This is a genomic window from Planotetraspora sp. A-T 1434, from assembly GCF_025420585.1.
GTDB lineage: Bacteria > Actinomycetota > Actinomycetes > Streptosporangiales > Streptosporangiaceae > JAOEGB01.
This window is the reverse complement of sequence record NZ_JAOEGB010000050.1, coordinates 1-23,995: the sequence shown is the minus strand read 5'-3', so window position 1 is coordinate 23,995 and position 23,995 is coordinate 1. Positions and strand designations below refer to the sequence as shown.

Here is a 23,995-nt window from a genome sequence, read left to right as displayed (position 1 = left end):
CCGTGCTCTGACGGGTACGGATGGGTAAGGCGGTAGACCCTTCACGGTGTCGCCTCTCATCTCCGATCGGACTTGCGCGAGAGCCGGGCGGAGGGCGCGGTGGATCGGAAGCCCAGCGGAACGCATGGGTGCGTCCCCATGGCGCCGGGATGAATAACGATTGCCGTTACCCGCTTCCTGTGGCTATCCGGAGCAGCCACGATGGCAGTATGAGCGTGACCGGCATCGCCAGGCAGTCCGTGGCCTCGCGAGTGCTCATCCAGCTCCAGGCATGGCCAGGGTGCCGCGCGGGACACGCGGCGTGTGGGAGCGGACTGGGGGTCACCGTGGGCGCCCGCCAGATCCTCCACCTGCACACCGACCACGAGGCGGAGCTGTGCCTGACCCGCCCGGTGATCGACCGGATGCGTCATACGCTTGAGACCGCTGAACAGGTGGCCCTGGAGCCGCACCGCGACTGGATCGGCGTCCGGCTGGAGACCGAGGACGACGCTGACTTGCTCGTGGCCCTCTTCAGCCTGGCGATCAAGGCGCATCAGGGCCCAGAACCGGGACCCCGCCTGACCGAGTGCCTCGCGTCCGGCGGTCCAGGCCAGCGAAGCTCAGGCCAGTAGAGCGCGGGCCAGCGAAGCTCAGGCCAGTAGAGCGCGGGTCAGCGAAGCTCAGGCCGACGGGGCCCCGCCTCTCAGCTAGGACCAGGTGAGCGGGAGGGTGTCGAGCCCGAGGACCAGATCGGCATGCTCCACAGGCTGCGCGCCGTCGGGGACCCGGTAGTCCGGAATGAGCCGGTGCCACTCCTCCATCGCGATGCGCATCTCGGCGCGGGCGAGGTGGCCGCCCAGGCAGCGGTGGATGCCGACGCCGAAGGCCAGGTGCCGGTTCCGCTGACGGCCGAGGACGACCTGGTCGGCGTCGGGAAACACGCCTGGGTCGCGGTTCGCCTGGTTGAGCGGGATGAGCACCATGTCGCCGGCCTTCATCGGGCACCCGTGGAAGTCGACGTCCCTGGTGACCTTCCGGGCCGGCATGACGATGGAGTAGGCCCGCATCAGCTCCTCCACCGCGTCGGGAATCAGGTCGGGAATCGCGTCGGGCCCGGCGGCGATCCGCGACCGGTCCTCCGGATGCGTGGCCAGATGCCAGAAAGCGTAGGAGAGTTGCGCCGTGACGGTGTCGAGCCCGGCCATGAACAGCAGCAGGCACAGGTCGAGCAGATCCTCATCGGGCACGGGCCGCCCGTCGATCTCCCACGTCACCGCCGTGCTGATCAGGTCGTCCCGCGGGCTCTCCCGCCGCTCGGCCACCACGCCGGCGAAGTAGCCCGTGACCTCCCGCATCGCGGCGAGCCGCTTCGGCAGGCGGTCGGGAGAACTCCCGCCGTGGAGAATCGCGTCCTCCCAGGCCAGAAAGGTGCCGAGCTCCTCCACGGGCAGGCCGAGCAACTCCAGGAAGACCGTGGTCGGGAAGCGGCGGGCGAAGTCGGTCACGAAGTCGCAGGAGCCGCGGGCGGCGAGGTCGTCCACCATCGCGGCGCACCGCTCGCGGATCTTGCCGGACATCGCGTTCACGGCAGCGGGGGAGAACAGCGGCCGGAGCAGGCGGCGCCACACCGTGTGCTCCGGCTGGTCGAGCATCTCGGGGATCCACCGGTACCGCGGGTTCGGATCGAGCACGGACACGGCCGCGTTGGAGAACGTCACCGGGTCCTGGAGCGCCTCAAGGATGAGGTCGTAGCGGCTCAGAACCCAGAACCCCTCGCCGAACGTGCTGCGGAACATCGGATGCCGCGCCCGCAACTCGTCGAACATGGCGAACGTGGCCCCCGCCGGTTGCGCGCCGCCCAAGGGGTTGTACCGCACCTCGTCCATGTCGCGCCCTCCTGCGAGCGGCCGGCCGTACGGAACGACCGTGCGGATATGTCAGAGCGCGCGGCCCACGCCGCACAGGAACCACGTGGGGAGGTCACGTCCTCCGGCGATGGACGCCTCGTGGTCGGGGTGCCACTCGTCCAGCCGGACCACGCCCGGGTCGAGCACCTCGAACCCTTCGAACATCTCCGTGATCTGGGTGCGGGTACGCAGTGTGATGCTGGCGTTCGCCCTCCGGTAGACGGCGGCGCCCTTCTGCGCGGCGGCCGTGTGGTCCTCGGCGGTCACGTGCGACAGCACCAAATAGCTTCCCGGCGGTACGGCGTCGCGCAGGCGGGCGATCAGCTCGGCCGGCTTGTCGCTGTCGGTCAGGAAGTGCAGGACGGCCACCAGCAGGATCCCGACCGGCTCGGTGAAGTCGATCAATGACCGGAGCTCTGAGTCGTCGAGGATGTCCTGCGGCTGCCGGAGATCGCCGGGGACGGCGAGGGTGTTCGTGGTGCTCGACAGCAGGGCCCGGGCGTGTGCGAGCACGACGGGGTCGTTGTCGACGTAGGCCACGCGGGTCCCGGGGTCCACCTCCGCGGCCACCTCGTGGACGTTGCCCTCGGTCGGTAGCCCCGTGCCGATGTCCAGGAACTGGCGGATCCCGGCCTCGGCCACGAGGTAACGGACGGCCCTGCGCATGAACGCCCGGTTCTGCCGGGCCAGCTCCCGAGCCTCGGGCGCCACCGCCAGGACGCGCTCCGCGGCCTCCCTGTCCACCGGGAAGTTGTCCTTGCCGCCCAGGTAGTAGTTGTACATGCGCGCGGCGTTCGGGATGTGCACATCTATGCCGGGGGGCGCCGTTGCATCCTCGGCCACGCACCGTCTCCTTTGCTGAAGCCACAGATTCAAGGCGAGCATATTGTGCATTTGCCGCAATTTAAATGAATCGCTCCATAAGAGTGCGACTTGAGATATTTCCCGGCCGCTGCCGAGTCCCGCCGGCGAGATCCCGGTGGGCCACGGCCAGGCAGGCCAGCGGCAGGGGCAGCAGCCCGAGCCACGCCTGGTGCGCCCCGGGCCAGCGCAGGTCGCTCTGGAGCGGCCACAGCCACAGGTCGGCGGTGAGAAACAGCGTGATGACGAGCAGGGTGGACTGGACGGCCGCGCCGAGGAGGGCCGCCGAGCGCCCATGTCCCGGACGGATCCTGACGGCCACCGCCGCGCCGGAGAGCCCTGTGAGCACGCATACGGCGGCCTCAAGTGTCACGTCCCCGACGAGCAGCCGGGACCCGTGCGGCAGGTAGAGGGTCGCGATGACGAAACCGGCTCCCCACAGCCCGAGCGCCGTCCCGGCCGCCAGTGCGGTGCGGAGCCACATGCGCAGCCAGCGTGGTGAGGGCACCGGGGCCGTGCCGTACGCCATCGGGTCGACCAGGGAGAATCCGGCCGCGGCGCCCAGGATGCCGGCGGACATCCGCAGCAGCGGCAGGGCGTCGCACGTCGGAAGCGGGCGCTCGATCGAGCCGATGAGGACGACCAGGCCAGTGGCGAAGGCCGCGGCCCACACCAGCGGAATCCAGTCGATCGCCCTCACCAGCGGGCGGATTAGGAGCAATGTCACGCGCGTCACGAGCAGGCCTTCCGCTTGGCGTCGCCGAGGCCGGGCCTGAGGCCTAGCAGCGGAAGCGCCTGTTCCACCGTGGTGGACGGGTTCATGAGGGTGTCCCAGTGGGCCCAGATCCGCTCGCGGGCGTCAGGCCGGCGGACCAGCCGTTCGGCGTAGTCGTACAGCCGCTCGGCGGCCGCTTCTTCGGACTTCTCGGGCTCGACCCACGATTTGGCGGCCTGCCGTACCGGACCGGCCTGACCGCCGAGCCAGAGGGCCACCAGGGTCCGGCCCTGCCCCAGCGCGGCGCATCCGGGGGAGCCGTTCGCGACGTACACCGCCCGAGCGTCGAGGTGGGGATCGTTGATGAGGATGCGCAGCCAGTCGAGCGGCAGGCCGGTGACCTCGGCCGCCACCTGACCCCCGAGCCAGGCGTCCGTGGCCTTGCCGTGCCCGCCCCACTGCATGGAAGGTCCGGCGATATGCGGCCACCGTGGCTGCCCGGTTGTCTGCATGCGGCGCCCGAAGGACACGAAGCCGATCCGCTGCCGGATCTCGGGGACCCGGTCGCGCGCGAATGGCGGGATGGCGGCCACCACCGGCCGTACGGCTCGCGCCCAGAGCGGGATCCACGGCGCGTAGCCGGGGTAGGCGCAGTACGTCACGCCATCGAGGGCCTGGCATCGGTGCGCCGCGGGGTCGAGGTAGCGCCGCATCGTCTGCTCTGGGACCCGGTCCTTGACCGAGGCCATCGCGACCGCCCCCGCGGAAGCCGCGACGGCCAGGCCGGTCGCCACGGCGATCACCCGCGGCGGCCGCACCCCGTGACGGGCCGTCGCCAGGCCGGCGAAGAGGACGCCCAGGGCTAGCAGGTACACCAGGTGGGTCGCGGACGGCCGTGGGGTGAGCTCGACAGGCAGGTCATGGCTCACGATGACCGGGAGCAGGGCCGCCCACGAGCCGCCCGCCCTGGACAGTTCGGTCGGCACGGCTATCGCGAAGACGGCCACGGGCGCGGCGACCAGCCCGGGGAGCCACCGGCCCAGGGCGACCCCGAGGACGGCCGCCACGGCCACGTCGACCGGCCCCGTCAGGGCTTCCCAGGCGTCGAACCGGCCTGCCGTGTTCGCGGATATCTGACTGACCAGGTGTACGGCCAGCACGAGAATGGACACGGCGGTCGCGACGATCGGAACGGCGATCAGCAGCGCGCTCGTCCGCGCGGGAGCGCGAACCGGCAGCGCCCGCAACGTCCCGGGCATGGCGTGCCGGCGCTCGCGGGTGGTGGCCAGGTTGGCTGCGATGAGCGCGGCGGCGGCGACGATCAGCGCGCCGTAGGTGTCGTCGATGGTCAGGACCGACCAGTCGGGCGCCCAGTTCCACGTCTGGTAGACGCGCAGGCCGAGAAGGAGCGCCGCCGCGCCCCACAGGAGCGGGCTGCGCAGCAGGCGAGCCCCTTCGAACAGGGCAAGGCTGATCGTCTGCGCCCGCGTGCCCGCTTGGGGTGCCAGGGTGGGCGTCTCGACGAACTCGATGCGCGTGCTCATGCCACGGGCTCCGGAGACGTGCCGAGCAGCATCAGGTAGCCGTCCTCCACGGTCGGCTCCGCGGGTTCGGCCCCCAAGGGCGGCTCGCCCAGCGTGCGGTAGCGGCCGTCGGCCGTGCGCCAAATGAGGCGGTCACCCTCCGGGCGTTCACCGGAGAGGCTGACCCGGCCGTTCGCCACCCCGGCGAGCCCCCCAGGCGTGCCGTCGAAGAGCACCCGCCCTCCGTGCATGACGACGACCCGTTCGCACAGCGCCGCGACGTCCTCGGTCTGATGGGTGGAGAGCAGGACCGTACGGCTCTCGCCGAGCAGGGAGACCAGCGCGCGCAGCCTGAGGCGCTGCTCGGGGTCGAGACCCACCGTCGGCTCGTCGAGGAGCAGCAGCTCCGGCTGCCCGAGCAGCGCCTGGGCGAGGGCGAGCCGCTGCCGCATGCCGCCGGAGAGCTTGCGGACCTTGGTCCTGGCTCGGTCGCCGAGGTCCACCTCGGCGAGCACCCGCCGCACCTCCTTGTGCCGCGTGGCCCGGTCGGTCATCTCCTTGAGGATCGCGACGTAGTCGACCATCTCGAAGACGGTGAAGTGCGGATAGAAGCCGGAGTCCTGCGGCAGGTAGCCGAGGCGGCGGCGCAGCTCCGTGCGCGGCCCACGTGTGCCCGGATCCAGGCCGAGGACGCGCATCCGTCCCGCGTCGGGGGCGAGGGTGGTCGCCAGGCACCGCAGCAGCGTCGTCTTGCCGGCGCCGTTCGGCCCCAGGAGGCCGGTGACGCCGGTGCCGAGCGTGAGGTCCAGGTCGTCGATCACGCGGTTGCGGCCATAGCTCTTGGCGAGGCCGCGCACGCTCACCGTCGAGCTCGCGCCGTTCACCGGGTGTATCGCCGAGTCTGTCACTGGGTCTATCACTGGGTCTATCACTGGGGCTCTCCAGGGTCGAGGCGGTGGCGACGGCTGTAGAGGACGAGGGCGAGAACCGGGGCGGCGCAGCCGTACACGACCTGAGCCGTGGGGCCGAACGGGACCGACCAGTCGCCGGTGAGCCCGCCCGTGACGGCTACCACCCCGATCCATCCCGCCCCCAGCGCGGCTGCGGCCAGCGGCAGCGGCACGCGGGTCGCGAGGGCCAGGCAGCCGCCCGCCAGGGCCAGAGAAGGGAGCAGCCAGGCGGCGGTCATGGCGGGAAGGAGCGGGGCTGCCAGGCCGGTCAGCGCGATGGCGGTGACGAGGACGGCGAGGGCCCGCAGGAGCAGCAGCCGGGGACCTGCCAGGGGCGTCGCCGCGTGCGACTCGTGCGCGGGATCCACCCAGCGGCCGTAGGCGAGCGCGATGCCGGCCAGCGGCAGTACGGGGGCTACGGTGAGGAACGCCGGGAATCCATTGCCGGCGGCGTGCGCGGCCACGATCGCGAACGTGAGGACAGCCGTCACCGCGGCGAGCCACGCGCGGCTCAGCGTCGGCGTCGCGACGAGCAGCCTGGCCAGATGGCGGGGCACGCCGAGGTGCCGCAGGACGCGTTCGGCGGGCCGGGGGCGGGGGCTCCCCACCGCGTCCTCGATCCGCTCCCATGACGCCGCGAGCCACGTCTCGTCCCCCGGCACCGCCGTACGGCACCGCGCGCAGCGCACCAGATGCGCCTCAACGGACATGACCTGCGCCACGTCGAGATCACCGCCCAGGTAGCGCTCGAGCAGGTCGCTCGGGATGTGCCAGGTGCCGTTCATGCCAGCTCCTCCCGTAGCCGAGCCTTCGCCCGCATGAGCCTGGTCTTGACGGTGCCCTCGGGGACTCCGAGAAGCTGAGAGGTCTCCCGGACGGTGAGGCCGTCCAGGATGGTCGCCTCGATGACGGCCCGGAGCTCCGGCGACAGCCGGGCGACAGCCGTGCCGAGATCGCCGTGTTCGACGCGGAGCAGCACGACGTCCTCCGCGGAGGCCGCGGCGGCGTCGGTGTCCGGGACGGGCCTGCCGCCTATCCACTGGCTCCCGCGCCCCCGGAGCACCGACACCATGCGCCGGATCGCGATCGTCCAGATCCACGCCGCGGCGTCGTCTCCTTGGGCCGAGTAGCGGGAGGCGCCCTGCCAGACCGCGACGAACGTGTCCTGGACGGCGTCGTCGACGACGTCGGGGTCCGCGCAGCGGCGGAGCAGGCGGGCGCGCAGCCAGGGGGCGTGCCGCCGGTGCAGGACGCGCAGCGCCTCGATGTCCTGCGCGCCCACGGCCGCGATCAGCTCGTGGTCGCCGCGATCCGGCGACGGGATGCCATGCGGGGCTGGGTGCTCCACGGCCGCATGCCCGACGGTCGTGTGCTCGACGTCCGTCTGCTCAACGTCCGTGTGCTCGATGGCCGTGTGTTCGACGGTGGGGAGTTGTTGCCGTCGCGGTGGCGAGTGCGTTCGCGGGATCGGGAGGAAGCGGCGCATATCTGGTCTATCGCATGACCGCCCTTGAGCGGTTCTCCTAACGCGAGGGTTATCCCGGCTTTTCTATGATCGGGCAACGTGCGTTTACGCGGGGATGTGGTGCCGCCGGTCGCCGCGGCGGTCGTGGGGTTCTGGGGTGTGACCGTGCCGTCGTTCTGGCGGGACGAGTCGGTCAGCGCGATGGCGGCGGTGATGCCGCTCCGCGACCTGTGGCGGCTGCTGGGTGCGATCGACGCGGTCCACGCGCTCTACTACCTGCTGCTGCGGCCCTTCGCCGCCATCGGGACGAACGAGCTGGTGCTCCGCCTGCCGTCGGTGGTCGCCACCGCCGCGGCGGCGTACGGCGTGGCCGTCGTCGGCAGGCGGCTCGCGTCGGAGCGGGCCGGCGTGGTGGCGGGGGTCGTCTACGCGCTGATGCCGATCGTCAGCCGGTACGCCCAGGAGACCCGGAGCTACGCGCTCGTCACGGCCGTGGCCGTCCTGGCGACGTGGACGCTGCTGAACGCCCTGGAGGATCGCCGGTGGTCCCGGTTCGCCTTCTACGCGGCGAGCCTGGCTCTGCTGGGCTGGCTGCATCTGTTCGCGCTGCTGATCGTCCTCGCCCACGGGGTCACCGTGCTGGCGTGGCGCCGCCGTGAGCTGCTTCGATGGGGAGCCGCCGTGGCGGGGGCCATGGCCGTGGTCGCGCCCCTCGCCTTGGTCGCGTCGCGAGAGCGTGAACAGGTCTTCTGGCTGAAACGACCCGGTTTCGCCGACCTCCTCGACTTCGCCCATCAGGCCGGTGGCACCTGGTGGGCGGTGGGGCTGCTCGGGGTGCTGGTCGTCGCGGGGACGGTCTGCGCCTTCCGCCACGCCAGGCCGTTGGCGCTCGTGGCGCTTCCGTGGGCCTTCCTGCCCGTGCTCGCATCGTTCGCGATCTCTCAGGTCGAGCCGATCTACCACCCCCGCTATCTGCTGTTCTGCGTGCCCGCCGTCGCGTTGCTGGTGGGAGCGGCCTTCCTGCCGGCGGTCTTGCCCGCGGTCCTGCGGGGGTGGCGCTCCTGGCTGATCCCGGTCGTCGCGGTCGGGCTGCTGGCCGCCCTCACCCTGCCCGCGCAGGTCCTCCTCCGGCGGCCCGACGCCCGCCCCGATGATCTCCGCACGCTCTCCTCCACGCTGTCGGCGGAGATCAGACCCGGGGACGCGGTCCTGTTCGTGCCCTTCCGCTACCGGCTCTTCGTCGGTGTGTACGGCTCGCCGTACCGCGTGCTCGATGACCTGACGTACGCGCCGGGCCGCACGAAGCCACGGTCGCGTTCGCAGTTCCGCGTGGTGGCCGGCGAATTCCAGCGGGTGTGGATGGTGTCGGCGGTGCCCAAGAAGTACTGCCCCACGGACGTCCGCTGCCAGGCCCTGATCAAGGACAGCCGATTCCGCCGGACGACGCAGCGGAGGTTCGGAAGGATCTTCGTCACGCTCTACACCCGGCGGTGAGAAGGCGGTGAGAAGGCGGTGAGAAGGCGGTGGAGTCAGCCGACGACCACCGGGTGGGACAGGATCGAGTTGTAGCAGTAGCCCAGGTCGTTCCACGTGGTGGCGCCGGGCTGGATGTTGCCCTTGTCGTCGGTGGCCCGAACCTGGAGGATGTGCTCGCCGGGCTCGGCATCCCAGTGGAACTGCCAGCGCGCCCAGGCCCCCGGCGTCTCCGGCGAGGCCAGGAGCGCGGGCCGCCAGGGGCCGTCGTCGAGGCGGTGGTCAACCGCGACCACCCGGTTCTCGCCCGCGAACGCCCGTCCCCGGATGACCTGCGGTCCGGGCCTCAGCCGCGCGGGCCACGGCAGCTCCACCAGGCTCGCGACCGGCACGCTGGTGATGGGCACGCCCTCGGCGGACTCCGGGCCGGTGAGCACGTAGTCCTCGGTGTTCCAGGGGACGCGCAGGGCCTCCTCGGACACCTCGATCCGGCCGACCCACTTGATGCTGGCCGCGCCGAGCCAGCCGGAGACCACGACCCGGGCCGGGAACCCGTGGTCCGGCGGCAGCACGTCGCCGTTCATGGCCAGGGCGAGCACGGTGTCGTCGGCCAGCGCCTTGGTCAGCGGCATCGGACGACGGGCGCACACCGCGTCGAGCGACTCCGGCATCACGTCGCGCGCCCCGGTCGTGATTCCCGCCGGTTCGAGCAGGTCCCGCAGCCGCACACCCGTCCACTCGGCGGTCCCGATGGCGCCGCGCCCCCAGGGCGTGCCCTCGAACCGGTGCCCGTGCTCCTCGCCGAACAGTGCACGCCGGTTTCCCGCGCACTCGAGCGTGCGGACCACGGAGACGTGGGTGAAGCGGTGCCACAGATCGTCGTAGGTGTAGACGATGGGCCGGCGAACGCCGTTTCCCTCGACGCGGAGCGACCAGGTCGCCGCGTCGAGGAGGGGGGTCGGCGCGTGGTTCCGGATGAAGAAGCGATCGGCGGGAGTGAGGTAGCCGGGGATCCGGTCCGGCCGCGTGCCGTAGTCGAGGCCGGTGCCCGTGTCCTCCATCAGCTCGGCGGGGGTCGGTTTGACCACCCCGCGGCCGGTGCGAGGGGCCGTGGACGTGCGCTGCCGCTCGGTCCCACTGGTCATCGGTGTGGCGCTCTCCTCCCAGGTCAGCCCGGGGGTGCCGGCGGGCCTCATCCACAACCGTAGACCTCCGGCGCGGCCGATCGGGTCAGCCGAGCTGGTGAGTCGCGCGCTGCGCCTGCCCCTGTGCCCAGGAGGCGAAGCGCCGGCTCGCGGTCACGCCCCATCCCTTCCGGCGGCGGCTAGAGTCCGCCGTCACAGGGCAAACCAGGGCCTCGCGGATGGGGGCGATAGTGGACTTGCTCGTGTGGATCACCTTCCTGATCTGGGTCGTCGGATGGGTGACCGGCTTCGCCGTGGCCGCCCGGCGGCTGCTCGGACTGCGCTTCGGAATCGTCCGCACGCTGCTCGGAGGCGGCTTCGCGCTCCTCATCGCCGGGCCGATCGCGCAGGCCCTCGCGGGCTCGGTGTCCCGTGACGATTCGAGCATCACGCCGCTCTGGTTTCTCATCCTCGCGCCTTGGCCTGCGCCCTGCTGGCGTCCATGGTGTTCCTGGTGATCGCCGAGGCGCTGGCGCCCACAGGGGTGGGGCTCTACCAGCTCATCGGCTACAACCTGCTGGTCGTGAGCGCGATCCTGGCGCTGCGGGTGCTGGTGGGCATCTTCCGCGAGCGCCAGCGAGGCTGAGAACACGAGCGTCAGCGAGACTGACAACACCAGCGAGACTGACGACACGTGCGCCAGGGCGACTGATCCGCGGGTCTCCGCTTGGGGCACTCCTGACCCAGGCGAGGCGAGATTCCCTGAGCGCTGGGTAGGGGCCGATGTATGGCAGAGATCGGTTACACGATGATGTGCGAGCAGACACCGGCCAGGCAGCTCGTCGACGACGTCGTCACTGCGGAGCGCGTCGGTTTCGACTACGCGGTCATCTCCGACCACTACTTCCCGTGGCTGGAGGAGATGGGGCACTCGCCGTACGCCTGGTCGGTCCTTGGGGCGGTGGCGCACGCGACGGACCGCCTGCCGCTGATGACCTATGTCACCTGCCCGATCATGCGATATCACCCCGCTGTGGTGGCGCAGAAGGCGGCCACGATGGGCGTCCTCTCCGAGGGCCGCTTCACGCTCGGGCTCGGGGCGGGGGAGAACCTCAACGAACACGTGGTCGGCCACGGCTGGCCGCCGGTCAACACGCGGCACGAGATGTTCCGCGAGGCCATCGACATCATCAGGGAGCTGTTCGACGGCGGCTACCGGACCTACCGCGGCGAGTTCTTCGACATCGACTCGGCCAAGCTGTTCGACCTGCCGGATCGGCCGGTGCCCCTCGCGGTCGCGGCCTCCGGCGACCAGTCCCTGGACATCGCCGCGGAGTACGGCGACGCGCTGGTGTCCACGGACCCGGAGCGGGAGCTGGTCGAGAAGTTCGCCGCCTCCGGGGGACAGGGCAAGCCGGTGTACGGCCAGCTCGCCATCTCCTACGACCCCGACCGTGACGCGGCCGTGGAGCGGGCCCACCGGCTGTGGCGCTGGTCGCTGCCGGGCTGGAAGGTCATGGCGGAGCTGCCCGCCCCCGTCAACTTCGCCGCCGCGACGGAGACCGTGCGTCCTGACGACGTGGCGAAGAAGGTGCCGTGCGGCCCCGACGTGGACGCCGTCGTCGAGGCGGTGCGGCAGTACACCGACGCCGGGTTCACCCATGTCGCGCTGGTGCAGATCGGGAGCGAGCACCAGCGGGAGTTCTTCGACTGGTGGGAGAAGGAGCTGCTGCCCGCCCTCCGGCGGCTGTGAGCGCGAGGGAAATAGAGACTTGATCTAGATAGTTGCTCTAAATATGCTCGCGGGATGACACCAACGGCTGTGGTCACCGGCGGCGCGCGGGGCATCGGATACGCGGTGGCGGCGAGTCTGGCCGGTCAGGGTCACCGGGTGGTCCTCCTGGCCCGCGACCGCGCGCGCGGCGAGGCCGCGAGGGCGTCGATCCCGGGCGAGGCCGTGGTCGTGACCGGCGACCTGTCGGGGACGCGGCAGGTCCGCGCGGCGGCCGAGGCCCTGCTGGCCGCCTGCCCGCGCATCGACGTGCTGGTGCACAACGCGGGCATCTGGCCGAGCCGGTTCGAGGTCAACTCCGACGGCGTCGAGCGGGCCTTCGCCGTCAACCACCTCGCGCCGTTCCTCCTCAACCACCTGCTGGAGCGCCGGATGCTCGAATCGGGGACCCGGGTGGTGCAGGTGAGCGCCGGGCTGTACGTCAAGGGCAGGGCCGACATCGACCGTACGGCCGTGGGGCTCGATTTCCATCCCATCCGGACATACGCGGACACCAAGCTGTGCAACCTCATGATGACGCCGCTGTTCGCGAAGCGGTGGGAGGATGCCGGAGTGACGATCAACGCAGTTCACCCGGGGGTGATCCGCACCGGCCTCGGCGATCGGGGCGGCCTCATCGGGCTGGCGCTGAAGGGCGTCAAACGGTTCTGGGACACCCCGGAGAACGGCGCCCGGCCGGTGGTGCGGCTGGCCCTCGACACCTCCGGCGTCACCGGCCGTTACTTCGAGATCGACGAGGAGACACCGCTCGCGCCGGTCGCGCGGGACGCCGTGCTGGCGCAGCAGTTCTGGAAGCAGGCGGCCGTGCTCGTCCAGGTGGCCTGATGGGCCGAGGTGACCTGATGGGCCCCGGTGGCGTGCCGGGTCAGGTGGTGTGATGGCCGGTCGGCAGCAGCGGAGCGAGGAGACGGTCCGGCGGCTGCTGGCCGCGGCCCTCGACGTCTACACCGAGGACGGCCCTGAGGGGTTCACCATGCGTGCCGTGACCGCGCGGAGCGGCGTGAGCGTGGGCAGCCTCTACCACCACTTCGGCAGCTTCGACGGCCTGGCCAACGCCCTGTATTCGGAATGCATGGCCGATCTGCTCGACGCCCTCATCGCCGCTCTGGAGAAGAAGAGGACCGCCCGGGCCGGAGTCGAGGCCACCGTCCGGGCCTACCTCGATTTCGTACGCACCGATCCCGCTGAAGCGCGGTTCATCCATGGCTCGCCGTACATGGGCTATCTGGACGCGGGGGCGGTGGCGGCGGTGAAGGCCCCGCGGATCGAGAAGCTGGTGGCCTGGCTCCGGCCGCACATCGACGCCGGAGCCGTCGCCGACCTTCCCATGCCGCTCATCGAGATGCTCCTGATCGGGCCGGTGGCGGAGGTGACCCGCCGGTGGATCGCCGGCGCGCCGGGCATCGACCTCGACGAGGCCGCCCGGGTGCTTCCCGGCCCGATCTGGCGGTCCCTCAGCCCGCCGTAACGGGCTGAGGGAGGCGCGGCTGGTGGAGGACGATCAGGCGGGGTTGTCGCCGTGGGTCAGCGTCTCCCAGGCGACGAAGAGGCCGTCCGTGCCGGCCGGGCGCTGCTGCAGGGTCAGCGTCTGGGTGTTGGTCATGCCGATGCCCAGGCGGTTGTGCAGGGCGTTGAAGCCGACCTCGGTCACCGGGCCGAGACCCAAGTCGAGGGTCCCGTTGCACAGCCAGGACGGCACGGCTGCGCCGAGCTCGTACTTGGACTGGACCCCGAGCGCGAACCGGAGCCGATCCTGGATCTCCGGGTAGAGGTCCTGGCCCTGGATCCGGGTGGTCTCGGCGAAGTGCGCGATGGCGTCGATGCCGTATCCGGTGTGGGTGAAGTCGCGGCAGGTCTCCTGCGTGATCCCGTCGACGAACGTGTCCTGCCCCTGCCAGTAGCTGATGATTTCCGCGGGCGTGTCGATGTTGCTGCCGGGCGGGGGCTTGGGGTAGGCGCCGTCGGACGACAGGTAGACGTAGGCGGGCACCCGGCCCCGGTAAATGGATACGGCCTTGTCGTAGGTCGTGCGGTCCTGCAGGAAGACCGCGATGCCGAGCGAGGCCTCCATCATCGTCAGCTCCCAGTTACCGTTGGTCGTCTTGGAGCCGTTGACGACCTCGGGCAGGTAAACGTTGCGGAGCATGTTCCCGAAGTTGCTGATGGAGGTGGAGGACCAGCCGGTGTACGTGTAACGGATGATCTCCGCGGCCCTGGGCCACATCGAGCCGGCCCACGCGGTCTGCAGCGGCGCGTTGCTGTTGGTGTGGTCGGTGATCGTGGCCGACCAGGCGTTCATGATGCTGATCGCCTTCTGGGCGTACCGGCTGTCGCGCGTGATGTACCACATCAGCGAGTCCGTGTAGGCCGCGATCGCGTCGTCGCGCTCGTCGGTGCAGCCGTAGTTGGGGTTGGAGTACGGGCCGCATTCCACGACCGACCGTGGCTTGGCGGTCCACGACAGGGACGCGTACTTGCTCGTACGCATCTGGTCGTAGGCGTCCAGCCACGGCTGCGCCCCGGCCAGGACCTTGGTACGCATGAAGTCGAGTTGCGGCCTGCTGACGAGCACGCCGGGGTGGACGAAGGTGGCCGGCGCGGCGCTGCTCGGCTGAGCGGTCACACCGGAGACGACCAGTGTGGACAGCAGCGAGACCAGGGCCATGAGGATGGCGGTGCGGCGGGGGGTGCGCAATGGGGGGTGCATACGGGCCTTTCTTTCGACGCGCGCTTGCCGTCGGTGTGCTCACAACCAGGTGTTCACATATGCGAACACCGAATGTGGTATGACGATCGTGAAAGTAAAGTCGGCCCGGCTGTAGCGTCAAGACCCAATTCGCTTGATATCGCCCTTTCGTGGTACGAAAATGTTTCGAAGGCGAATAGTGGCACGTAGAAGGACATGTCACTCTCTGGACGTAGAACGTGTTATTACAGTCAATTCCGGTGTGGATTCCCGCCTATGGGAGGTGCCACGCAGCCGCTATGCAGCGAATACACAGCTCGCATGCGGCTTCTGCTCTGCTGGCGTACGGCTTTCGCTGCGCCGGCGTACGGCTGCCGCCGAGCGTGCGGCAGCCGTACGCCAAGGGGGGTTCAGCCGCAGTACTGCGCCTGCTTGCCGATGACGCGGTAGATGCAGTCGGAGTACTCCAGGAAGCGGAGCACCGCCTCGCGGTTGCGGGTCGTCTGCGGGCCGATCTGCTCATCGGGCGGATAGAAGCCCGGTGAGCCGCCCGCCGGATACATCTCGAACGTGTAGCTGGCGATCTTGTAGGTGCCCCACAGCCAGTCGTTGATGGTGCCGTCGGCGATGTAGAGGTCGCTGGCCTGCTCCGGCGTGTAGCCGTTGGTGGACGCGAGGTTGCGGCCCAGCGAGGCGAGCGCGTCGTGGTCGTCCTGCGTCATCCCGGTCGCGGTGTCCGCGGTCGTGTAGCCGTACGGCCACAGCACCAGCTCGCTGTAGGTGTGCCAGTCGATGCCGGTCTTGATCTGCTGGACGCCGTTCACGACCCGGCCGCGCACGAAGTCGGCCAGCGCCTTGACCTCGACCGCCGACTCGGCGGACGGCCCGCGGTAGGTCTCGCTGGAGGGAGAGCCGGAGGAACCCCCGCAGCAGCCCCACCGGTAGGCCCAGTTGCGGTTGGTGTCGGTGCCGACGTACGACGACCCGGGAGTGGGCTGGCGGTTCTTCCGCCAGGACCGGTACGAGCCGCGCGCGATGTCGTACTCACTGCCGTCCGGATTGATGTTTGGCATGATCCAGATCTCCCTGGTGTTCACCAGCGTGGTGATCCGGCTGTCGGTGCCGTAGTTGTCGGCGAGAAGGTGCAGCGTGTAGATGGCCATCTCGGTGGTCAGGTGTTCGCGGGCGTGCGTGTTGTACGTCAGCAGCACCTCAGGCTCGCTCTCGTCGGCCGCCACGTTGTCGCTGATCTTGACGCCGATGAGGTCGCGGCCCTCGTACGACCTGCCCCAGGTGAACTTCCGCGCGATCGACGGGTGGGCTGCGACGATCTGGTTCACCTCGGCGGTCAGCTCCGCGTAGTTGTGATATCCCGAGTCCGCCGGAGGGAAGTCGTCAGGCTGTGGCAGGGGTGGGGAGAGCGGGCGCGGCACCGGCGTGATGCCGTAGCCGAGCTTCCTGATCTCCGCGATCTCGCTCTCCGTCGCGGTCACCACGACGTAGGCGGCACCCACCTCGTCGATCGCGGCGCCGGTGGCAGCCACGGCGCTGCGCTGCTGGGAGTCGCTGGGGCCGGTCACCCGGTACTGGTGGTTGGGCGGCGGCTCGGCCGATGCGTCGGCTCGGGTGACGGTTCCGAGGCCGAGCAGCAGCATGAGGGCCGCCAATGCGGCGAGCAGACGGCGTCGCACGTTTCCTCCTCGGGCGCGCGGTGAAGGGGAGTTGTCGCACGCCTCAACCAGAGAGTCAGGTAAAGAGTCAAAATGCGAAAGACCCGAATTTCCCGGTTCGTACGGCTCCCGCCGCGTCCGCCGCCATGCATGCCGTACCACCTGCGGCGACGCCTCGCTGAAGCGGCTACGTCGCGGTCACGACGGCTTGACACGCGAGGCTTGGGAGAATATCGGACGACTTACGTATTTCCCGATGATTTCTGGCGATTTCTGATGATTTTCCGGCGACAGGCGTTCCGGGGACGACCCCGGCCCGGTGCCGTACGACACCGGGCCGGGAAAAGCTGCGCCTGATCCGCTCAGAAGGCAGATCAGAAAAGGCCCGATCAGAAAGGCCCGATCAGAAAGGCCCGATCAGAAAGGCCGATCAGAAGGCCGAGGTGTAGGTGACCAGCGAGGGCTGGTCGACCCGGGTGGTGCCGTTGTAGCAGATGACGTTGCGGACGAGGGCGTCACCGCCCGACGTGCCCCAGAGGGTCACCAGGTTGCAGAACTCGGCCCCCGGGCCGAACGCCGTCACCTGCACGTTGTTGGGCAGCACTCCGACGATGGGGAACTTGACCAGCCGCTGGCCCGGGCCCGCCGTCTGGACGGTGTTCACCGCGAGTTGCGAGTTGTAGTTGATCGCCGCGGGGGCCGGCGCGTACGGCCCGGGGTTGGCCGGGCTGTTGTCGAAGGTGTAGGCGAAATTCTTCGGCGGGATCGCGGCCCCCGTGATCGCCCGCTCGCGCTGGTAGGTCAGCGTCCAGCCCGTGTTGAACGGCACGTTCGTCGCGTCGTGGCATCGGACCTGGATCTTCTGCTGCCCGGTAGACGGAGCCCACGCCCCGACCTTGCAGCGGGCGGCGTTGGTCGAGTCGACCGCCGTGACCTGGATGTTGCCCGCGATCCCCGAGGAGCCGAGGCCGGGAAGGACGACGGTCCACACCCCTGTGGACGTCGGTACGACGGAGTTGGCGGCGAGCGCCGAGTTGTACTGCGTGGTGATGGCGGAGCCGTCCCAGCCCACGTAGCCGAACGCCTTCGGCGCGGGCAGCGGGCCGGTGCTCTCCGAGAAGACGATGGAGAACGGCGTGAACAGCGGAGCCCCGCCGTAGTGATAGCACCGCACCGCCACGATTTCGTCGACGCCCGCTGACCAGTACTTCTGGACCTGGCACCATTCGGCCGTCTGAGACGTCGCCGTGACGTGCACGACTCCGCTGTTGGCGGTGCTTGAGGAGGCGCCGATCTGTGGGAACTTCACGAACACCTGGCCCACGACGCCCGGTGTGACCGTGACGTTGAACCCGCCCGGCCAGCTTCCGGCCTGGTAGGAGAGGTTGGGGACGCCCGAGTTGGTGTTGACGAACGCGAAGCCCCAGCGGTCGGGGACGGCGGCCTGTGCGGTGCCGGCCGCGAAGGTCAGGCCGCCCACGAGCATGGCGGTGATGCAGAGGATCCGGAGGATCACTCTTCGTAACGGGCGCATGTCGTTCTCCATCCACTTGGGGCCACTTGAGGGCTGGGTTGCCACACACATAACCGCGACGCCGGTGTCCCGGCGGGTCTTCATCGGGATGGAGCGTTCAGATCACAACCGCTCTAGGGCATTTGATAACCCGTCCACCGGCCCTTGAGAAGACCCAACCTTCAGGGGGCCAGGTGCGGGCGCTGTCCAGTTCCGGCCACCTCGCGGACCTTGACTGCCACGGCCGAAGGGCGGGTCCCCTTGGAGGATCGCCGCGTCCCGTTGACGTACGGCGGCACCGCGATCGCCGCGTCCCGTTGGCGTCCGCGGCACCGCGATCGCCGCGTCCCGTTGGCGTACGGTGGCACGGCGGTCGCCGCGGCGAGTCCGGCGGGGACAGGAGCCCGGAGCTGTCCAGGTCCTTTTACCACTTCCGGGTGTGTACAGCTGCGCGGTGCGGAGCCAGACTGCGGGGGACACTCGGTGGCATGTCCACTCTCATCGACCGGCTCCTGAGCCTCTGGCTGGCGCCGCCCGCCGACCCCGCGACCGCAGAGGCGGCCTTCCGCGCCGTCTACGCCGACCCGCTGGCCGTGAACGACGTGACCTTCACCGTCGCCGACCTGGTCCAGCGGGCCTACTCCTTGCACACGACCTACGCCGACCTCCGGAGCGAGCCGGTGGATGTGGTGGAGGCGCCCGGCCGGCTGGTCGTCGGCTTCCGTATGCACGGTCGCCATGTCGGCCCGCTGGCGACGCCGTTCGGCACGCTGGCCGGCACCGGCCGTGCCGTACAGATCCGCGTGATCGACATCCTCACTGTGGAGAACGGCCTGGTGACCGGCGTCTGGATGATCTCCGACGACCTTGATCTGCTCCGCCAGCTCATCGACGACCCCACGGCCATTTCGTTGGGCTGATCGCCGTAACGGCGAAGCATCTTGCCATGCGTAGCCACTTCTCGTAGCGGTCATGGATGCGGGCTATGCCCGTCCAGCAGCGGACATCGCGCGGGAGCGACAAAGGCGTCCGGGGCTTTGAAACGAACGGCGGGACAGCGGTGTCGAACGGGTCCGGTTCAGGCCTTCGAAGGTCGTCTCAAAGCGTTCCGGGCGTGTGTAAGCCCGCGCGATGCATTCGCCGGCCGTGAGGCGCTCAGTCGCGGTAGGCGGCCGTCGCGATCTGGACGATCGACCGGATCAGCGGGTTCGCGTCGCCCTCGTTCCACGCCGCCACCACGCGGCTCGGCGCCATGTCGATCAGCGGTACCACAGCCAGCTCCTCGGGTGGGTCGTGCCCGAGCGGGGTCATCCCGACCGTGCCGTTCCAGAGCACGGCCTGCAGGCACTCCTGGACGGCGCGTACCACCGGCCCCTCGCGAGGCTCGCCGCCGTTCCAGTACGACTGCCAGATCCGGTCGGTGCCGTCCGGGAACTGGAACCAGCGCCGGTCGGCCAGGTCGGCCAGCTTCAGGCGGTCGCGGCGGGCCAGCGGATCGTCGGCGCGCAGCACCGCGCCCACCGGGTCGGCGCGCAGTTCGTGCACCGTTAGGCCGGTCTCGTCGAACGGCCCGCGGGTCAGGGCGACGTCGACCAGTCCGGCGCGCAGCCCGCAGGTCGGATCGGTCAGGTCGGTATCGCGGATGCGGACCTCGACGCCCGGGTGCCGCCGGCGGTACGCGGCGGCCAGCCGCGTTGCGCCCCGGTCGGCGCTGTCGCCCAGGATGCCGACGGTGATGGTCGCGACGCCGGCCGCCGCGGCCACGCGCGCGCGTACCCGGTCGGCCTGGTCGAGCAGGGTACGCGCCTCGTCCAGCAGCGCCGCCCCAGCCGGGGTGAGCGTGACGCCTGCGGCGGAGCGGTGCAACAGAACGGCACCGACGTCGGTCTCCAGCTGCTTGATCGCCCGGCTCAGTGGCGGCTGGCTCATGTGCAGCCGGGCGGCGGCCCGGCCGAAGTGGAGTTCCTCGGCGACGGCCACGAAATAGCGCAGCGTGCGCAGCTCCATGACCGGCGACGATACCCGTACGGTATCGACACCACCTAATCGGACTTGGACGGCCGCGGTGCCCGGGCCGTGGAATCGGAGCATGACGGACGAACCGATGACCAACGAACCGGTGACCAACGAACCGATGACCGACGCACCGCTGACAGACCCCGCCGTGCAGGTTGGCGGCGCCCAGGAGATCGCCCCCGACCTGCTGGTGATCCCGAACCACCGGGTCGCGCTGGTACCCAACATCGGCATCATCGGCGGTACGGAGGCCGTACTGGTCGTCGAGACGGGCATCGGCAACACCAACGCCGAGCAGGTCCTCGCCTTCGCGTCCGAGGTGGCGAAGGGCCGTCGGATGTACCTGACCACGACGCACTTCCACCCCGAGCACGCTTTCGGCGCGCAGGTGTTCGCCGGCCAGGCCACGTACCTGGTCAACCGCGCCCAGGCGGACGACTTGAAGACGAAGGGGCCGGGCTACCTGGAGATGTTCCGGGGCTTCGGCGGGTCGATCGCCCGCCGCCTCGACGGCGTCAAGGTGCCCACCCCCGATGTGACCTACGACGACGGGTACGACCTGGACCTCGGCGGCCGGACCGTACGCCTGCGGCCCACCGGCCGGGGCCACACGAAGGGCGATCAGGTGGTCGAGGTGCCGGACGCCGGCGTGCTGTTCACCGGGGATCTCGCCGAGACCGGGCAGTTCGCCATCTTCCCGTGGTTTCCGCCGTACGACACGGACGTCTCCGGCGTGCGCTGGCTGGAGGTGATGGACCGGCTGGCCGCCACCGGACCCCGGGTGGTGGTCCCCGGTCACGGTGACCTAGGCGGTCCGGAGGTGCTCGCCGGCGTCCGCGACTACCTGCGCGAGCTGCGCGAAGAGACCTGGCGGCGGCGTGACTCCGCGATGGGCGAGGCCAAGATCGTCGCCGAGGTCCGGGCGTTGCTGATCGAGCGACATCCCGAGTGGGTCGGCCAGGAGTGGATCGAGCGGGGCGTCGGGTGCCTGTGCACCGAGCACCCTGCATGACCCAGTGCGGAAAAGCCGTATTTCAACGGCTGTGTACGCCATATGATCACGCGTGATCGCCCCGGGACCGTGAGGAAGGACTCCGCTGTGGCCGAGCAGCCGAATGACTGGACGAACGCCATCGACACGACCAGGCCCAGCATCGCCAGGGCCTACGACGTCGTCCTCAACGGCAAGGACAACTTCGAGGTCGACCGGGCGTTCGTCGCTGAGATTGTGAAGGTCGTCCCGGAGATTTACGACGTGGCCACCTACAACCGGCGGATGCTCGGCCGCGGGGTACGGTTCCTGTCGGGCCAGGGCATCACGCAGTTCATCGACCTCGGCTCCGGGTTGCCGACCGTGGAGAACACCCACCAGGTCGCGCAGCGCGCGAACCCGGAGTCGCGGGTCGTCTACGTCGACAACGACCCCATGGTGCTGGCCCACGGCCGGGCGCTGCTGGCGGACAATGCGGGCACGGCGGTGGTCACCTCTGACCTGCGCGACCCGAAGGTGATCCTGGCCGACCCGGCCGTCAAGAGACTCATCGAGCTCGACCAGCCGGTGGCCGTGCTGCTGGTGGGCATCTTGCACCACCTTCACGACGACGAGGACCCTCGGGGGATCGTCGAGGCGTACATGTCCGCCGTCCCCTCGGGCAGCTACCTGTTCATCACCCACTTCTGCGCCTCCAGCCAGGAGGCGCGCGACGCCGAGCAGAAGTACCTCGCGCTGCTCGGCACCGGCCGGTTCCGTACGCCGGAGGAGATCACCGCCTTGTTCGACGGGTTCGAGCTGCTCGAACCGGGCGTCGTCCCGCTGCCGCTGTGGCGTCCCGACGAGCCGGTCCCCGCCGAGCAGCTCACCGTGGGCCAGCGGCTCATGTACGGCGGGATCGCCCGGAAGCCCTGAGCCGGTGAACGGAATGGCCGGCAGCGCCGTTCTGGCGGCGGCGCGGAACAACGCCGAGTGGTGTGACGCGATGTGCCGTGCTCATGGCCTGCCGGGCGGGTTCACCGAGTCGCTCTGGTTCAATCCGCGCAAGGCGCCGCCGTACTACCCGGACGCCGTGACCCTGACCCCGGACGCGAGCGTCGCGGAGGTGTTGCGCCTGCTGGATCGCCGGGCCGTCGACGGCGAGCCCGGCGGGGCGTCGGTGAAGGACAGCTTCGCCCGGCTCGACCTGTCGGTCGCCGGCTTCCGCGTGCTGTTCGAGGCGCAGTGGATCCTTCGCCCGGCCGGTTCAAGCCAGCCGCCGGGGGAGTCGCGAGCACCCACCGGCGATGTCGTCCGATGGGAGAAGATTGGCGATGAGTCCGATCTGCGCGAGTGGGAGACGCACTTCCACGGAGGCTGGGACGACGGGCTGTTTCCCGCCGGCTTGCTGGCCGATCCCACCGTCGTGATTCTGGCGGGCCGGATCGACGGCGATGTCGTCTGCGGCTCGGTGCTGAACACCGGCGATCAGGTGGTGGGGGTGTCCAATGTCTTCGCCTCCGGCTGCGACATGGACACGGCCTGGGCGGGCACGGTCGCCAACGCCGCCGCTCTCTTTCCCGGTCGTCCGATGGTCGGCTACGAGCGAAGCGAGGACTTGCGACTCGCCCGACGCCACGGGTTCACCCCTGTCGGTCCCCTCCGTGTCTGGCTGAGGTGACCACCGCTCAATAGGCGGGGACGGCTTCGCGGCCGGACCCGGCGCGCAGCCAGACCGCACCAAGTGCGCCGGTCAGCGCCGCCACGGCGAAGAATCAGCGTCTCCGTGCGAGAGTGAGCAGCCAGCGGCGTACGACGGCGCCCGCGAGCGGGAGCGGCACCGTGCCCGCCCCCAGGCCCACGTCCACGAGCAGGTCGAACACCTCCTGGCGATGGGCCGCCGTGTCGATCGCGGCGTCGATGAAGCCGGGAGATCGGGCGGCTCGGCTGAGCACGTCCGTGGTCCGCAGGTGCCGCCCGAGGGCCCTTCTCAGCTCGCGCCGGTACGCCGGAAGCGGGTCGTCGGCCGACTGGACGGCGGCTTCGCCGGCGAGCCGCCCCGAGAGCAGCGCGTAATAGATGCCTTCGCCCGTGAGTGGATTGATGAGGCTCGCGGCGTCACCGGCGAGCATCACCCGGCCGGCGCCGGGCTTCGGCCGTCCGGAGGACAGGGGCAGGTGGTGGGCGCGCAGGTCGCGGGCGGGCAGATGGGGCAGCAACTCGGCGAGCCGGCCGTGGAGCACCTGGCGGCCCGGCAGGCCGGTGGCGCGAAGCTGGGGCAGGAGCATCCCGAAGCCCACATTGGCGGTGCCGTCCCCGATCGGGAAGGACCACGCGTACGCGGGCCATCCGTCCTTCTGCATGGCGATGAGCTGGACGTCGTCGTCCGCGGGCACGTCGGCATAGCCGCGGACGGCGATCGCGGTGTGCTCGTCCGGCGTCGCCGGGACGCCGATGAGACGCCGGACGGTCGAATTGGCCCCGTCAGCGGCGACGACGGCGCGAGCGGCGATGCTTCCGTCGAGGATGACGTGGCCGTTGGGTCCGTTGAGTCCGTCGGTTTCCTTGGTCCCGTTGGTTCCGTTGGTTCCGTTGGTTCCCTTGAGAGACGGCGGGCATGAGGTGAGGGCGCGGACGCGGTGGCGGCGGACCTCGACGCCGCGTGCCCGTGCGGCGTCCACGAGCCGGGCGTCGAAGACCTTGCGCGGCACGACATGGTTGGGCCGGGCGACGGTGGCGGACACGTGCGCACCACCGGGAGAGGTCACCGAGAGGTGCCATGTCGGCCGGTAGTCGTCGATGAGATCGGGGACGCCCATCCGGGCCAGCTCCTCCCGGCCGTGCGCGGCGATGCCGTCGCCGCAGGGCTTGTCCCGGGGGAAGTCGTCCTTGTCGAGCAGGAGCACCCGCGCGTCCGGGCGGAGCTGCTTCGCGCGGAGCGCCGCCGCGGAGCCCGCGGGACCGCCGCCGACGACCACCAGATCCCACAGATCATCCACGCCGGTGAGCCTTCCACGGCACCCCTCGATGAAACCGCTCCGCCGCGGCGGGCTTTCGCGTCAGGCTTCTCGCAGCGCCGGGTAGAGCAGCTCCAGGTCGCCGGAGTGATCGACAGCTCCCACGTCCGGGCGCTCAAGGGCGGCCCAAAACCGGGCCGAGCCCGGTCGACCGCGCCAAGACGGGCTCAAAACACCACGTCATCGCCGACGGCAACGGCATCCCTCTCGCCGGACCTTCGCCCTGATCGTGATGGCCAGCCGACGATCCTCTGACGCCTGTTTCGCAAGTCCGACAGGAGTCAGAGGCAGGCATCCTGACGTTCACCGCCCATTACCCCTTCCGGCGCGC

24 protein-coding genes and 1 pseudogene are annotated in these 23,995 nt (G+C 70.2%); 12 read left to right on the top strand and 13 right to left on the bottom strand.

The window, feature by feature from the left end:
* Positions 1-209 precede the first annotated feature (209 nt).
* Positions 210-614 (top strand): luciferase family protein, encoded by a 405-nt coding sequence (locus tag N5079_RS34690; protein ID WP_261588465.1) that lies wholly within the window; start codon positions 210-212, stop codon positions 612-614.
* 75 nt (positions 615-689) lie between these two features.
* Here N5079_RS34690 and N5079_RS34685 read toward each other — a convergent pair whose 3' ends face one another.
* The 7 genes from N5079_RS34685 to N5079_RS34655 form a co-directional block, all read right to left on the bottom strand.
* Positions 690-1,868 carry a cytochrome P450 gene (locus tag N5079_RS34685; RefSeq protein WP_261588464.1) on the bottom strand — a complete coding sequence of 393 codons (1,179 nt, stop codon included), beginning with the start codon at positions 1,866-1,868 and terminating at the stop codon, positions 690-692.
* Between the two features lie 51 nt (positions 1,869-1,919).
* The gene (locus N5079_RS34680; protein ID WP_261588463.1) at positions 1,920-2,732 is read right to left on the bottom strand and encodes an SAM-dependent methyltransferase; all 813 of its coding nucleotides are present in this window, start codon (positions 2,730-2,732) and stop codon (positions 1,920-1,922) included.
* Positions 2,733-2,793: 61 nt separating this feature from the next.
* Positions 2,794-3,477 (bottom strand): hypothetical protein, encoded by a 684-nt coding sequence (locus N5079_RS34675; protein ID WP_261588462.1) that lies wholly within the window; start codon positions 3,475-3,477, stop codon positions 2,794-2,796.
* Between the two features lie 5 nt (positions 3,478-3,482).
* On the bottom strand, positions 3,483-5,009 hold the full coding sequence (locus N5079_RS34670) for a hypothetical protein (RefSeq protein ID WP_261588461.1): 1,527 nt from the start codon (positions 5,007-5,009) through the stop codon (positions 3,483-3,485).
* The gene (locus tag N5079_RS34665; RefSeq protein WP_261588460.1) at positions 5,006-5,872 is read right to left on the bottom strand and encodes an ATP-binding cassette domain-containing protein; all 867 of its coding nucleotides are present in this window, start codon (positions 5,870-5,872) and stop codon (positions 5,006-5,008) included. Before N5079_RS34665 ends, N5079_RS34670 begins: the two co-directional genes overlap by 4 nt.
* Positions 5,873-5,916: 44 nt before the next feature.
* A complete protein-coding gene (locus tag N5079_RS34660; protein ID WP_261588459.1) occupies positions 5,917-6,723 on the bottom strand; it encodes a zf-HC2 domain-containing protein in 807 nt (268 codons plus the stop codon).
* Positions 6,720-7,424 carry an RNA polymerase sigma factor gene (locus N5079_RS34655; protein ID WP_261588458.1) on the bottom strand — a complete coding sequence of 235 codons (705 nt, stop codon included), beginning with the start codon at positions 7,422-7,424 and terminating at the stop codon, positions 6,720-6,722. The genes N5079_RS34660 and N5079_RS34655 overlap by 4 nt, the downstream gene beginning before the upstream one ends.
* A 78-nt stretch (positions 7,425-7,502) precedes the next feature.
* On the opposite strand from N5079_RS34655, the gene N5079_RS34650 reads away from it, so the two are divergent.
* A complete protein-coding gene (locus N5079_RS34650; RefSeq protein ID WP_261588457.1) occupies positions 7,503-8,897 on the top strand; it encodes a glycosyltransferase family 39 protein in 1,395 nt (464 codons plus the stop codon).
* A 35-nt stretch (positions 8,898-8,932) separates the two neighbouring features.
* Here the strand turns inward: N5079_RS34650 and N5079_RS34645 are convergent, their stop codons facing one another.
* Positions 8,933-10,021 (bottom strand): sulfite oxidase, encoded by a 1,089-nt coding sequence (locus N5079_RS34645; protein ID WP_261588456.1) that lies wholly within the window; start codon positions 10,019-10,021, stop codon positions 8,933-8,935.
* Between the two features lie 230 nt (positions 10,022-10,251).
* Here N5079_RS34645 and N5079_RS34640 point away from each other — a divergent pair, with 230 nt between their 5' ends.
* The 5 genes from N5079_RS34640 to N5079_RS34620 all read left to right on the top strand — a co-directional run bounded on the left by N5079_RS34640 (position 10,252) and on the right by N5079_RS34620 (position 13,260).
* A complete protein-coding gene (locus N5079_RS34640; protein ID WP_261588455.1) occupies positions 10,252-10,518 on the top strand; it encodes a hypothetical protein in 267 nt (88 codons plus the stop codon).
* On the top strand, positions 10,503-10,646 hold the full coding sequence (locus N5079_RS34635) for a hypothetical protein (protein ID WP_261588454.1): 144 nt from the start codon (positions 10,503-10,505) through the stop codon (positions 10,644-10,646). The genes N5079_RS34640 and N5079_RS34635 overlap by 16 nt, the downstream gene beginning before the upstream one ends.
* 141 nt (positions 10,647-10,787) lie before the next feature.
* The gene (locus N5079_RS34630) at positions 10,788-11,753 is read left to right on the top strand and encodes an LLM class F420-dependent oxidoreductase (protein WP_261588453.1); all 966 of its coding nucleotides are present in this window, start codon (positions 10,788-10,790) and stop codon (positions 11,751-11,753) included.
* 54 nt (positions 11,754-11,807) lie between these two features.
* On the top strand, positions 11,808-12,617 hold the full coding sequence (locus N5079_RS34625) for an SDR family NAD(P)-dependent oxidoreductase (protein ID WP_261588452.1): 810 nt from the start codon (positions 11,808-11,810) through the stop codon (positions 12,615-12,617).
* 52 nt (positions 12,618-12,669) lie between these two features.
* The gene (locus tag N5079_RS34620; protein ID WP_261588451.1) at positions 12,670-13,260 is read left to right on the top strand and encodes a TetR/AcrR family transcriptional regulator; all 591 of its coding nucleotides are present in this window, start codon (positions 12,670-12,672) and stop codon (positions 13,258-13,260) included.
* 33 nt (positions 13,261-13,293) lie between these two features.
* Here the strand turns inward: N5079_RS34620 and N5079_RS34615 are convergent, their stop codons facing one another.
* The 3 genes from N5079_RS34615 to N5079_RS34605 all read right to left on the bottom strand — a co-directional run bounded on the left by N5079_RS34615 (position 13,294) and on the right by N5079_RS34605 (position 17,682).
* Positions 13,294-14,487, bottom strand: a complete 1,194-nt coding sequence (locus N5079_RS34615; protein ID WP_261588450.1) for an alginate lyase family protein — start codon at positions 14,485-14,487, stop codon at positions 13,294-13,296.
* 401 nt (positions 14,488-14,888) lie between these two features.
* Complete coding sequence (locus N5079_RS34610) at positions 14,889-16,169, bottom strand: M14 family metallopeptidase (RefSeq protein WP_261588449.1); 1,281 nt, start codon at positions 16,167-16,169, stop codon at positions 14,889-14,891.
* A 409-nt stretch (positions 16,170-16,578) separates the two neighbouring features.
* Positions 16,579-17,682: a hypothetical protein gene (locus tag N5079_RS34605; protein ID WP_261588448.1), complete on the bottom strand. Its 1,104-nt coding sequence runs from the start codon at positions 17,680-17,682 to the stop codon at positions 16,579-16,581.
* A gap of 467 nt (positions 17,683-18,149) precedes the next feature.
* Here N5079_RS34605 and N5079_RS34600 point away from each other — a divergent pair, with 467 nt between their 5' ends.
* On the top strand, positions 18,150-18,581 hold the full coding sequence (locus N5079_RS34600) for an ester cyclase (RefSeq protein ID WP_261588447.1): 432 nt from the start codon (positions 18,150-18,152) through the stop codon (positions 18,579-18,581).
* 235 nt (positions 18,582-18,816) lie between these two features.
* On the opposite strand, the gene N5079_RS34595 is transcribed toward N5079_RS34600, so the two are convergent.
* Positions 18,817-19,668 (bottom strand): LysR substrate-binding domain-containing protein, encoded by an 852-nt coding sequence (locus tag N5079_RS34595; RefSeq protein WP_261588446.1) that lies wholly within the window; start codon positions 19,666-19,668, stop codon positions 18,817-18,819.
* 82 nt (positions 19,669-19,750) lie between these two features.
* On the opposite strand from N5079_RS34595, the gene N5079_RS34590 reads away from it, so the two are divergent.
* The 3 genes from N5079_RS34590 to N5079_RS34580 all read left to right on the top strand — a co-directional run bounded on the left by N5079_RS34590 (position 19,751) and on the right by N5079_RS34580 (position 22,328).
* Positions 19,751-20,689, top strand: coding sequence for an MBL fold metallo-hydrolase (locus N5079_RS34590; protein ID WP_261588445.1), 939 nt, complete (start codon positions 19,751-19,753; stop codon positions 20,687-20,689).
* An 87-nt stretch (positions 20,690-20,776) separates the two neighbouring features.
* On the top strand, positions 20,777-21,583 hold the full coding sequence (locus tag N5079_RS34585) for an SAM-dependent methyltransferase (protein WP_261588444.1): 807 nt from the start codon (positions 20,777-20,779) through the stop codon (positions 21,581-21,583).
* Positions 21,584-21,596: 13 nt separating this feature from the next.
* Positions 21,597-22,328 carry a hypothetical protein gene (locus N5079_RS34580; RefSeq protein ID WP_261588443.1) on the top strand — a complete coding sequence of 244 codons (732 nt, stop codon included), beginning with the start codon at positions 21,597-21,599 and terminating at the stop codon, positions 22,326-22,328.
* A 94-nt stretch (positions 22,329-22,422) separates the two neighbouring features.
* Here the strand turns inward: N5079_RS34580 and N5079_RS34575 are convergent, their stop codons facing one another.
* Positions 22,423-23,646, bottom strand: coding sequence for an NAD(P)/FAD-dependent oxidoreductase (locus N5079_RS34575; RefSeq protein ID WP_261588442.1), 1,224 nt, complete (start codon positions 23,644-23,646; stop codon positions 22,423-22,425).
* A gap of 105 nt (positions 23,647-23,751) precedes the next feature.
* Between N5079_RS34575 and N5079_RS34570 the strand changes: the two are divergent.
* A pseudogene (locus N5079_RS34570) lies at positions 23,752-23,876 on the top strand (IS5/IS1182 family transposase); the annotation flags it as partial.
* Positions 23,877-23,995: the final 119 nt, after the last annotated feature.